The organism is Streptomyces sp. NPDC020362 (assembly GCF_040642095.1).
Classification (GTDB): domain Bacteria; phylum Actinomycetota; class Actinomycetes; order Streptomycetales; family Streptomycetaceae; genus Streptomyces.
Genome location: NZ_JBFAET010000266.1, coordinates 1 through 9779, shown reverse-complemented (window position 1 = coordinate 9779; position 9779 = coordinate 1). Strand labels below are relative to the sequence as shown.

The 9779-nt window shown below is 72.7% G+C and carries 8 protein-coding genes; 3 read left to right on the top strand and 5 right to left on the bottom strand.

The features are described 5' to 3' along the window. Positions 1-118: 118 nt before the first annotated feature. From hutH to AB0H32_RS43615, 3 genes are all read right to left on the bottom strand, one after another. Complete coding sequence (gene hutH, locus AB0H32_RS43625; protein WP_361133733.1) at positions 119-1657, bottom strand: histidine ammonia-lyase; 1539 nt, start codon at positions 1655-1657, stop codon at positions 119-121. A gap of 86 nt (positions 1658-1743) precedes the next feature. Continuing rightward, complete coding sequence (locus AB0H32_RS43620) at positions 1744-2898, bottom strand: GGDEF domain-containing protein (RefSeq protein ID WP_361133730.1); 1155 nt, start codon at positions 2896-2898, stop codon at positions 1744-1746. Between the two features lie 457 nt (positions 2899-3355). Further along, on the bottom strand, positions 3356-4150 hold the full coding sequence (locus AB0H32_RS43615) for an enoyl-CoA hydratase-related protein (protein ID WP_361133728.1): 795 nt from the start codon (positions 4148-4150) through the stop codon (positions 3356-3358). A gap of 215 nt (positions 4151-4365) precedes the next feature. Between AB0H32_RS43615 and AB0H32_RS43610 the strand changes: the two genes are divergently transcribed. After that, positions 4366-4953, top strand: coding sequence for a hypothetical protein (locus tag AB0H32_RS43610; protein WP_361133725.1), 588 nt, complete (start codon positions 4366-4368; stop codon positions 4951-4953). Here AB0H32_RS43610 and AB0H32_RS43605 read toward each other — a convergent pair. Both AB0H32_RS43605 and AB0H32_RS43600 read right to left on the bottom strand, forming a co-directional pair. Then, positions 4950-6074 (bottom strand): adenylate/guanylate cyclase domain-containing protein, encoded by a 1125-nt coding sequence (locus tag AB0H32_RS43605; protein WP_361133722.1) that lies wholly within the window; start codon positions 6072-6074, stop codon positions 4950-4952. The genes AB0H32_RS43610 and AB0H32_RS43605 overlap by 4 nt on opposite strands. A gap of 786 nt (positions 6075-6860) precedes the next feature. Further along, entirely contained in the window at positions 6861-7721 is an 861-nt protein-coding gene (locus AB0H32_RS43600) for a biotin--[acetyl-CoA-carboxylase] ligase (RefSeq protein WP_361133719.1), read from the bottom strand. 112 nt (positions 7722-7833) lie between these two features. Between AB0H32_RS43600 and AB0H32_RS43595 the strand changes: the two genes are divergently transcribed. Then, positions 7834-9429: an acyl-CoA carboxylase subunit beta gene (locus AB0H32_RS43595; protein WP_361133716.1), complete on the top strand. Its 1596-nt coding sequence runs from the start codon at positions 7834-7836 to the stop codon at positions 9427-9429. 24 nt (positions 9430-9453) lie between these two features. Next, positions 9454-9663, top strand: coding sequence for an acyl-CoA carboxylase epsilon subunit (locus AB0H32_RS43590; RefSeq protein WP_361133713.1), 210 nt, complete (start codon positions 9454-9456; stop codon positions 9661-9663). Positions 9664-9779 lie beyond the last annotated feature (116 nt).

Below are 9779 nucleotides of genomic sequence, written 5' to 3'. Positions count from 1 at the left end.
ACCCACATAATTCGTTCGGGCTGACCCCCCCCCAGCCCCGCGGGGCCCCCGCCCCCGGGGGGGGGCCCCCCCCCCCGGCGGGTCCGGACGGTCGGCCGCCGGTGCGGCAGCCGGCTCGCTACTGCAGCGGCCCGGTGACCGGCTCCACGGCGGCGACGAGGTGTCCTCCGCGCACGAACGCGTCGGCGGCGGCCAGGTCGGGTGCCAGGAAGCGGTCCGGACCGGGACCCTGCACACCGGCCGCGCGCACGGCCTCGATCACGGCCTGCGAGGCGGGCGCCGGGGTCAGGCCCTCGCGCAGCTCGATGCCGCGGGTGGCGGCGTACAGCTCGACGGCGATGATCCGGGTGAGGTTGTCGACGGCGGTGCGCAGCTTGCGGGCGGCCGACCAGCCCATGGACACGTGGTCCTCCTGCATGGCGGAGGACGGGATGGAGTCCGCGGAGGCCGGTACGGCCAGCCGCTTCATCTCGCTGACCAGCGCGGCCTGCGTGTACTGGGCGATCATGAGCCCGGAGTCCACGCCGGCGTCGTCGGCGAGGAACGGCGGAAGCCCGTGGCTGCGGTTCTTGTCCAGCAGCCGGTCGGTGCGGCGCTCGGCGATGGAGCCGAGGTCCGCGGCGGCGATGGCGAGGAAGTCCAGGACGTAGGCGACCGGGGCGCCGTGGAAGTTGCCGTTGGACTCGACGCGGCCGTCGGGCAGGACGACGGGGTTGTCGACGGCGGAGGCGAGTTCCCGCTCGGCGACGAGGCGGGCGTGCGCGAGGGTGTCGCGTCCGGCGCCGGCGACCTGCGGGGCACAGCGCACCGAGTAGGCGTCCTGGACGCGGGGAGCGTCGTCCTGGTGGTGCCCGGTGAGCTGGGAGCCCTTGAGGACGGCGAGCATGTTGGCGGCGGAGGCGCCCTGGCCCGGGTGGGGCCGGATGGCGTGCAGCTCGGGCGCGAGCACCTTGTCCGTGCCGAGCAGCGCCTCCAGGCTGAGGGCGGCGGTGACGTCGGCGGACTTGTACAGGGTGTCCAGGTCGGCCAGGGCCATGACCAGCATGCCGAGCATGCCATCGGTGCCGTTCAGGAGGGCCAGACCCTCCTTCTCGCGCAGCTCGACGGGCTGGATCCCGTGCTCGGCGAGCAGCTCCCCGGCGGGCCGGACGCTGCCGTCGGGCCCTTCCGCGTCACCCTCTCCCATGAGGGCGAGGGCGCAGTGGGACAGCGGGGCCAGGTCGCCGGAGCAGCCGAGGGAGCCGTACTCGTGCACGACCGGCGTGATCCCGGCGTTCAGCACGTCGGCCATGGTCTGTGCGACCTCGGGCCGCACACCCGTGTGACCGGAGCAGACGGTTTTGAGCCGCAGGAACATCAGGGCCCGTACGACCTCGCGCTCGACCCGCGGGCCCATGCCGGCGGCGTGCGAGCGGACGATGTTGCGCTGCAGCTGGGCGCGCAGTTCCTGGCTGATGTGCCGGGTCGCCAGGGCTCCGAAACCGGTGGAGACGCCGTAGACCGGGTCCGGCTTCGCCGCCAGGGCGTCCACGATCCCCCGGGCCGCCGCGAGAGCCGCCACCGCCTCGGTCGACAGCTCGACCCGGGCGCCGCCGCGCGCCACAGCGAGAACGTCGGACGCGGTCACACCCGACGTCCCCACCACCACAGTGTGCATATCCATATTCAGGAGCGTACGCATTGAATGCGTTGATGTCACTAGTGGAGACGAGGACTGCCCCTTACGGAACCGTGTACATCAGCTCACGGCCTCCGGCCGCGGAAACGCCGGCGCTCGGCGTGCGCGGGCGACGGTTCGAGCGGGGACTCGTCCGCCAACCGTACGACCGGATCGTCGGGTCCCTCCCGCCCGGCCACCACGGGCCGGTCCGCGCGCCCGGCCTTGGCCCGGTACTGCGCGGCGTCGGCCAGCCGGAACAGCCGCCGGGCGTCCCGCACCGGCCCGATCGGATCCTCGGTCGAGGCGACCCCGCACGCCGCCCCCTCCCCCAGCTCCAACTCCGCAGCGCGGCGGCACAGTTCATCAGTCGCCTTGACCACGTCATCGGCGGGCGGCCCGACCGCCAGCAGGCAGAACTCGTCCCCGCCGAGCCGCGCGACGAGCGCGCCCGGCACCATCGCCCCGCACAGCGACAGCACCGACCCGAACCGCTCCAGCAGCCGGTCCCCCACGGCATGCCCGAGGGTGTCGTTGACCCTCTTGAGTCCATTGAGATCGCAGACGACAAGACTGACGACCACTCCGTCCGCGCGGTGCCGCTCGACGGCCTCCTCCAGACGAACGTCCACGGCGCGGCGGTTGGCGAGGCCGGTGAGGGCGTCGGTGTACGCGAGCCGGCGAGCCTCCTCCAGCCGCTCGGTCTGCGCGAGCCCGGCGGCGACGACGGCGGCCAGGACGGTGGCGAAGTCGGCGTCCGCCCGCGCGAACACGGGCACCCCGACCGCACGGGCGACGTACAACTCGCCCCAGGCCCGGCCGTGCAGCACGACCGGGGCGACCAGACAGCAGCCGCGGCCCCGGCGGCGCAGGGCGGCCACGCGATGGTGGAAGTAGCCGGGGGTACCGGCCGCCGTCCCCTCGGCGGTCTCCACCCACGCGGTGGGCCCGCCCCCGCCCGCCCACCGCTCGTGCAGAAACTCGGTGATCTCCGGGAACTGGTGCACCGGATAGGCCTCGGCCTCCGGGAACTCCTCCTCGTCCGGGCGGCGCTCCCCGACGTTCACGAGGACCCGCAGCCGTCCCAGCTCGCGCTCCCACACCGACAGCGCGGCAAAGCCGCCGTCCAGCGCCCGGCAGGCACCGAGCGCGGCGGCCCGCCACGAATCCTGCGGTGTACGGGCCGCCGCCATCCCCTGAGCCAGCGCCACCACAGCGGTAAGCCGCTTGTCCTCACCCATTACCCCAGATTAGGTATGAAATCCGACGAATGGTGAGACCGGTGAGGCGATCAGGTGGCCGAGGGGTTGGTGCGGGTTGGCTGCAGCGCCGTCTGGGGGCTGCAGCCCCCTCGCCCCCCGGACGGGGTGGCCGCGGATCGCCGTCGGCCACCGGCCGGTGGGGCCGATCGCCCCCGACCGCCAGCGGGTGGGTGCGGATCGTCCCCGACCACAAGCCGGTGGGGACCGATCGCGCAGTTCCCCGCGCCCCTAGGGGGTTGCAGCACTGCGGCTCACACAGGCGCCCCTAGGGGGTTGCAGCACGGCCCCTCTCACGCGCGCCACAGGAGGTTGATGTACCGGCCGCTCACACGCACGCCACAGGAGGTTGATGTACCGGCCGCTCACACGCACGCCACAGGGGACTGCTGTGCGGGCGGCTCACACGCGCGCCACAGGGGATTGCTGTGCGGGCGGCTCACTCGCCGGGCCACTGGGGCTTTCGCTTCTCGTTGAAGGCTGCGACGCCCTCGGCCCGGTCTCCCGAGAACGCCACCGACCGCCAGGCCGCGTCCTCGACCTCCAGCCCGGCCCGCAGGTCAAGCCCGTGCCCCAGCCGCATCGCCCGCTTCGCCGCCCTCAGCCCCACCGGCGAGTTCCCGGCGATCCGCGCCCCCAGGGCCAGCGCCTCCTCGCGATCCCGTCCCTCCTCCACCAACTGGTCCACGAGCCCCAACTCGGCGGCCTCTGCAGCCTCCACCCGCCGTGCGGAGAAGATCAGCTCGGCCGCCCGTGCGGCCCCCACCCGCCGCGGCAGCAACTGCGTACCGCCACCGCCCGGAATCACACCCACGGACACCTCCGGCAGCCCGACCACCGCCGTGCGGTCCGCCACGATCAGGTCGCAGGACAGGGCGAGTTCGAAGCCGCCGCCCAGCGCGAAGCCGTGCACCGCCGCGATCGTCGGCATCGGCAGTTCGAGCACCCCGGTGTACGCCCCCCGCGCCACGGGCCGCTGCCGCACCAGATCCGCGTCGCTGAACGAGTTCCGCTCCTTCAGATCGGCCCCGACGCAGAAGGCCCGCTCGTGGGAGGAGGTCACCACGACCACGCGCGCGTCTCGGTCGGCGCCGAGCGCCGCGCAGGCGGCCGCGACGGAGCGGGCCATCTCGGTCGAGACGGCGTTCATGGCCTTCGGCCGGTCCAGTACCAGCTCCGCCACATGCCCGTGCCGCCGCACCAGCACGAACTCCCCGAACCGCTCCTCGCTCATGACACCCTCCGGTTAACGCGGGTTAACTCACTGTCGGCCCGATCATCGCAGCCGTACCCCGCCCCGGGAAAGAGCCTCCGGAAACAGCCGATCCCGCCCGGTGTTCTACGCCCGTTCGAGTGACATCCCGGCCTTCTCATCCCACACCGCCCACAGGAGCGCATAGCGTGCGCTCCGCCACGGCGCGCCCCGGGCGCACGGCGGGGAGGGAACCCATGACACCGATACGAGCACAGGCCCGTACGCCGGAAACGGACCAGCAGACGGGGCCGCTGCCCACCGTCCGCCGCGGCCGCCACCGCAAGCCCCGCCCCCGCAAGGTCCTGCTGGCCGCCGGCGGCCTCGCCCTCGCCGCCGGAGTCCTCACCCTCGTCCGGGTGGCCCCGGACCCCGGGATCGGGACCCCCGGCACGGCAGAGGCCGAGCCCCGCCCGGACCCGGCCGACAGCGCCACACCCCCCACGCCCCAGGCGGACACCACACCCAACCCCGCCCCCTCGACCACGTCGGTCATGGGCGGAGCGAGCGCCGCGCCACTGCGCACGACCACGACAGCCCCCGCGGCCCGGCGGCCCACCCCCACCGCACTCCCCGGCAGCACGGGCGCGCCCACGACCATCCCCACCGGCCCCCCGACCACGGGCCCGCCCCCACCACCCCACCCCACAACGCACACGCCCACGCGAACCCCGCGCCCGAGCCACGATCCCGCTCCCAAGCCGACACCCAAACCCAAACCCACACAGAGCGACAACGTGTGCGTGCCGGTGATAGGCCTGTGCGCGGACCTGCAGCAGCCCTAGGACTGGCCGTCGCGGCGTGCGAGCAGCCACGGCTCGACCACGCCGAGCCCGCGGACCGGCCGCTGCCACATCGGCTGGAGCGCGAAACGGTACGTCGGCGGCTCCTCGCCCTCCTTCTCCGCGGCGGCCGCGGCCTCGGCCGCCTCCGCCTCCGAGGCGGGGGCCTCACCGCTGCGGATCAGCTCCTCGGCGAAGGCGCTGTCCACGAGCACGGCGTCACGCGGAGCTATCGACGTCAGCCGGGAGGCGAGGTTCACCGTCGTACCGAAGACATCACCCATACGGGTGGTCACAGTCCCGAAGGCCATGCCCACCCGCAGCTCGGGCATCGTCTCGTCGTTGCCCATCGTCTCGACCAGACGCAGGGCGATGTCCGCAGCGATGCCCGCGTCGTCGGCGGCGTACAGCACCTCGTCGCCGAGGGTCTTGATGAGCCGCCCGCCACGCGCAGCAACCAGGTCGGCGGCAGTGGTCTCGAAGGCCTCGACGAGCTCGCCCAGCTCCTCCTCCTCCATCCGCCGGGTCAGCCGTGTGAACCCGACGAGGTCGGCGAAGCCCACCGCAAGCCGTCGGTCGACCATCTCCTCGTCGTCCCCGGTCTGCACGACACGGCCGGCCGAGGCGGCGAGCTGCCTGCGCCACACATAGACCAGGAACTCCTCCAGCTCGGGCAGGAGCAGCTCGACGATCGGATAGGTCACCTCGGTGCGGGTCATGCCCGGCTCGGGCGGCTCGGTCAGACCCTCCAGAAAGGAATCGATCTGCCATTCGGCCAGACGGGCGGTGGTCTGCCCCGTGGACCGGGCGACCTGCACCGCCATGGCCTCGCTGAGCAGCCCGGCCTCGACCAGACCGGCGAGGCGCCGCAGGGCCAGCACGTCGGCCTCGGTGAGCGCCTTGGCCTGCCCGATGTCGGCGAAGCCCATGGCTCGCCAGAACCGCGACGCCAGCTCCATGGAGACACCGGCGCTGCGAGCCGCCTGGAAAGGGGTGTAGCGCCGCTCGGCGCCGAGGATCAGCTGTTCGAGACGCAGGGCGAGCGGGTCCTCGCCGGAGTCGGCGGCGTGGGGGTCCACCCGGCCGTCCGCGTCCGCGCCGGAGCCCGTGTCGTCGACGGTCACGCCTGCTGCCCTTCCGATCTGCCACGGTCAGGTAACGACCGGCCTCAACTCTACGGCAGGTGTGCGCCAGCTCACTCCGTCGGGTTCGGCAAGGAGCAGGTCACCGGCACCACCCCGGTCTGGACCACCCCGTCGGCTGCCGCCCCCGGACCGGACCCCGAATCGGCCATCGTCCCCGTACCGCCATCACCCCTGAATGAGCCTCGCCCTCGAACCCCGGACGGACGGGATGAATGCGCCCCACGGCCGCCCACGACGGGAAAGGAGACAGGTCGAGGGGACCGCCACCCACCACGGGAAAGGAGACAGGTCGAGGGGACCGCCACCCACGACGGGAAAGGAGACAGGACGGGGGGATGGCCGCCCACGACGGCAAGAGAGACGCGTCGGGGGGCCGCACACGACGGGAAAGGAGACGCGTCGGGGGGCCACCCACGACGGGAAAGGAGACAGGTCGAGGGGACCGCCACCCACGACGGGAAAGGAGACGGGACGGAGGGATGGCCGCCCACGGCGGGAAGGGGACGGGTCGGGGGGTGTCCGCCCGCAGCGGTTGGCGCGTCGACACCGGCACGTCGACAGCCGACCGATTCCGCGCCGTTCCGAGGACGGACACCCCCCGGCACGGCCCCGACCCACCACTCCGCGAGGCGCTACGCGAACCCCCACCCACCGGCACAGGCGCCGCAGGCACCGCGCCACCCCACGCACCGGCACAGACACAGGCACCGCGAAGCCCCACACGCCGCAAGCAGCCCACGCACCGCAAAGGCGCCGCAAACCCCCTCACGCAGGCCGCAGATGCACGATGTCCCCGGCCCCCACCGCCTCCCGGGCACCCGCCTCGGTGGCGATGACCAGCCGCCCGTCCCCATCGACAGCCACCGCCTCCCCCACCACGGCCCGATCCCCCGGCAGCTCCGCCCGCACCGCCCGCCCAAGCGTCGCGCACCCCGCCGCATAGGTCTCCTGCAGCCCGCTGCCCACGGGATCGCCCCCCGCATCCCGCCAGCGCCCGTACCACTCCTCCAGCGACCGCAGCACCGCCCGCAGCAGCGGATCCCGGTCCGTGCTCACCGCCCCGGCCAGCGCCAGCGACCCCGCCTGGGGCACGGGCAGCTCCTCGACCCGCAGGGAGACGTTGATACCGACCCCGACGACCACCCCGCGCTCCCCGGCCCGCTCGGCGAGGATGCCCCCGGTCTTGCGCTCCTCGCCGCCCACGGTCACCAGCAGGTCGTTGGGCCACTTGAGGGAGGTGTCGACACCCGCGGCCCGGGACAGACCGGTCGCCACGGCCACCCCGGTGAGCAGCGGCAACCAGCCCCAGCGGGCCACCGGCACCTCGGCGGGGTTCAGCAGGACGGAGAAGAACAGACCGGACCGGGCCGGCGCGGACCACTGCCGATCCAGCCGCCCCCGCCCGGCGGTCTGCTCCTCGGCGACGAGGACCGCGCCCTCGTCGACCTTGCCCGTCACGGCCCGGGCCACCAGGTCGGAATTGGTGGAGCCGGTGCGCTGGACCACCTCGAAGTCCGACCACAGACTGCCCTCCCGGACCAGCCCGCGCCGCAGCGCCGCGGCGTTCAGCGGCGGGCGTTCCAGGTCGGACCAACGGCTGTCGTCTGATGCATTGTGCGGCGTCATGCAAGTCACCCTAGGTGTGGGAAACGCCGCACTGCCGACACCGGACCGCGCCACTACGCTACGGATGAGTAACCGTCCCCCCCTTTTGAGCAGGCAGGGAGCCGCGATCCCGATGTCCGAGCCGGAAGAGATCGACATTCACACGACCGCGGGCAAGCTCGCGGATCTGCAGCGCCGTATTGACGAAGCGACGCACGCCGGCTCCGCACGCGCCGTCGAAAAGCAGCACGCCAAGGGCAAACTGACGGCCCGTGAGCGGGTCGAGCTGTTGCTCGACGAGGGTTCCTTCGTCGAGCTGGACGAGTTCGCCCGCCACCGCTCCACCAACTTCGGCCTGGAGAAGAACCGCCCGTACGGCGACGGCGTCGTGACCGGCTACGGCACGGTCGACGGCCGTCCCGTGGCGGTCTTCTCCCAGGACTTCACGGTCTTCGGCGGCGCGCTCGGCGAGGTCTACGGCCAGAAGATCGTCAAGGTCATGGACTTCGCGCTGAAGACCGGCTGCCCGGTCATCGGCATCAACGACTCCGGCGGCGCCCGCATCCAGGAGGGAGTCGCCTCCCTCGGCGCCTACGGCGAGATCTTCCGCCGCAACACGCACGCCTCCGGCGTGATCCCGCAGATCAGCCTGGTCGTCGGCCCGTGCGCGGGCGGTGCGGTCTACTCCCCGGCCATCACGGACTTCACGGTCATGGTGGACCAGACCTCGCACATGTTCATCACCGGCCCGGACGTCATCAAGACCGTCACGGGCGAGGACGTCGGCTTCGAGGAGCTGGGCGGCGCCCGCACCCACAACGCGGTCTCCGGCGTGGCCCACCACATGGCGGGCGACGAGAAGGACGCGATCGAGTACGTCAAGCAGCTGCTGTCGTACCTGCCGTCCAACAACCTCAGCGAGCCCCCGGTGTTCGCGGAGGAGGCGGACCTCTCCCTCACGGACGAGGACCGCGAGCTGGACACGCTGGTCCCGGACAGCGCGAACCAGCCCTACGACATCCGCACGGTGGTCGAACACGTGCTGGACGACGCAGAGTTCTTCGAAACGCAGGCGCTGTTCGCGCCGAACATCGTGACCGGCTTCGGCCGGGTCGAGGGCCACCCGGTGGGCATCGTCGCCAACCAGCCGATGCAGTTCGCCGGCTGCCTGGACATCGACGCCAGCGAGAAGGCGGCCCGCTTCGTACGCACGTGCGACGCCTTCAACGTCCCCGTGCTCACCTTCGTCGACGTGCCCGGGTTCCTCCCCGGCGTGGACCAGGAGCACACCGGCATCATCCGCCGCGGCGCCAAGCTGATCTACGCATACGCGGAGGCGACGGTCCCTCTGATCACGGTCATCACCCGCAAGGCCTTCGGCGGCGCCTACGACGTCATGGGATCCAAGCACCTGGGCGCCGACCTCAACCTCGCCTGGCCGACCGCCCAGATCGCCGTCATGGGCGCCCAGGGCGCGGTCAACATCCTGCACCGGCGCACGATCGCCGAGGCGGAGACGAACGGCGAGGATGTCGAGGCGACCCGTGCCCGTCTGATCCAGGAGTACGAGGACACGCTCCTCAACCCCTACGTCGCGGCCGAGCGCGGCTACATCGACGCGGTGATCATGCCGTCCGACACCCGCGCCCACATCGTCCGCGGTCTGCGTCAACTGCGCACCAAGCGGGAATCCCTGCCTCCGAAGAAGCACGGCAACATCCCCCTCTAGGCCCCGCTGACCTTTGGAGCGGTCATGAACATCAAGGTCGTACGAGGCAACCCGACCCCGGAGGAGCTGGCCGCCGCCCTGGCGGTGGTCCGCGCGCGCGCCGCGGCGGCAGCGGCAGCGCCGTCCGGCGCGCAGGGACCGCGGGACGCATGGTCGGACCCGTCCCGCATCGCGGGACAACGCGTCCCCCACCCCGGCCAGGCGTCCTGGACGCGGACCTACTGGCCGAGCTAGCCCGAAACCTCAACACGCGGGGCCGTACGAACGTGCGGCCCCGCCCGGCGGGCGCCCCGGGTGTCGCCCCGGGGCCCCCCGGTGTGGCATCAGGGTGGGCAGGGCCCTGGCGTCGT

Bases quoted from the DNA above. Each gene is read 5' to 3' on its own strand.
- hutH (WP_361133733.1), bottom strand. From the start codon at position 1,657: ATGCACACTGTGGTGGTGGGGACGTCGGGTGTGACCGCGTCCGACGTT.
- AB0H32_RS43620 (WP_361133730.1), bottom strand. From the start codon at position 2,898: ATGGGTGAGGACAAGCGGCTTACCGCTGTGGTGGCGCTGGCTCAGGGG.
- AB0H32_RS43615 (WP_361133728.1), bottom strand. From the start codon at position 4,150: ATGAGCGAGGAGCGGTTCGGGGAGTTCGTGCTGGTGCGGCGGCACGGG.
- AB0H32_RS43610 (WP_361133725.1), top strand. From the start codon at position 4,366: ATGACACCGATACGAGCACAGGCCCGTACGCCGGAAACGGACCAGCAG.
- AB0H32_RS43600 (WP_361133719.1), bottom strand. From the start codon at position 7,721: ATGACGCCGCACAATGCATCAGACGACAGCCGTTGGTCCGACCTGGAA.
- AB0H32_RS43595 (WP_361133716.1), top strand. From the start codon at position 7,834: ATGTCCGAGCCGGAAGAGATCGACATTCACACGACCGCGGGCAAGCTC.
- AB0H32_RS43590 (WP_361133713.1), top strand. From the start codon at position 9,454: ATGAACATCAAGGTCGTACGAGGCAACCCGACCCCGGAGGAGCTGGCC.